Below are 1,277 nucleotides of genomic sequence, written 5' to 3' on the forward strand. Positions count from 1 at the left end.
ACAGGTGTTATTGTCTCAGCTTTGGCCGGGCTTGTCCCCAAAAACCCAAGTGGGGGCTCAGAATAGGCTAAGCCTAAGACGTTGCCTCCGGCAGCCTTACCGGACACCCCAAAAGCTGGCCCAATTGCTCCGCCTCCGCCCTTGCCTTGCCATTGTCAGAATCGAAACTGAGATGCAACAAAGGCTCTCCCGATGCCAGCTCCACCTTCACCGAAAAATAACTATCGCCATCGGAATCTGTTGACCTCTCAACTACAACTTGCTGAACATCTCTGAAGGAATAAGTTTTCCGCCCCCTTATTCCAAAGGGAGTGAGGTACTCCTCCAAGATCTGGTAGAGGGAGCGGTCAAAGGTCAGCCGACGCCTCTTCTTACTTAAAGCGAGTATTAGCGATAGAACCACCACTCCTGCTGGAGCCAGAGCAACAGCCAAGAAATCCTCTAAGACAAAACCATCGCCGGCCACCAAGAGCTGGCTCTCTGCACTCATCCGAAACGATTGGATCTTTGTTGCCAGTTGCCGAGCCTCGCTCTCGCTGGCGGCTGACCAAGCTTTTGTTTCTCCTGCAGGAGTTATGAGAGTGACGTAGTAATAGGTTGTCTCGTATCCTTCGGAGTCTGTTCGAGTTTCAGTTTCGGTTCCGGCTCCCCTTACGTCATAATAAAACTCGATCTGTTTTGGTAAAGGCAGCAGTGGCTGGAAGACCACTTCACAGGTGACTGTATCCTGATCAAGCCGATGGCAAGTAAAACGGCGATCCCTCTCAGAAAGCCCAATAGTTAGGATAAGTGGGAACGAAAAAAGCAACATTACAAAGGCAATACCGACAGCCCCAGAAACTACAGGCTCTAGATAAACACGCTTGCCGGGAGTTTGCTCCACGCATCTCATAGAACTCAGCTCCGTTGACCCTTTTGTGGTTGTCCTCATTATTGCTTGTCAATGTAGCATCTGTCAGTATTTGAGAATACGAAGCTGTTCGGATATCAGCAGAATCACTTATGTTAGCCTATTCAAATCCAATGGCAATGAAATGGTCTATCACATCGATCTCCAACTCACCTCTTCCAAAAAGGGAGCGACTGAGGAGTGTCTTAATCTGGTTTGAAATAACTACACTCTCAAAAGCTGTGAGGTGGCGTTGTTGCCACGCAGCGCTGACATAGCAGTAGGATGGACGCCAAACTAGCGGTGGTGTCTGGTAGGGGTTGTGGTGGAAGGCAGATCTAGGGCTGGGCTACGGCGAGCTGAGCCCAAAAAACCGGAGACAGAGCAG

1 protein-coding gene is annotated in these 1,277 nt (G+C 50.0%); it reads right to left on the bottom strand.

The window, feature by feature from the left end; all coding sequences use genetic code 11:
* Positions 1-73 precede the first annotated feature (73 nt).
* A complete protein-coding gene (locus NW853_RS06920; RefSeq protein WP_414348554.1) occupies positions 74-892 on the bottom strand; it encodes a hypothetical protein in 819 nt (272 codons plus the stop codon).
* Positions 893-1,277: the final 385 nt, after the last annotated feature.

The organism is Synechococcus sp. H55.11 (assembly GCF_047462475.1).
Taxonomy (GTDB): domain Bacteria; phylum Cyanobacteriota; class Cyanobacteriia; order Thermostichales; family Thermostichaceae; genus Thermostichus.

What these genes read in the sequence shown, in the direction of transcription:
- NW853_RS06920 (WP_414348554.1), bottom strand. Translation starts at nt 892, where the DNA reads ATGAGATGCGTGGAGCAAACTCCCGGCAAGCGTGTTTATCTAGAGCCT.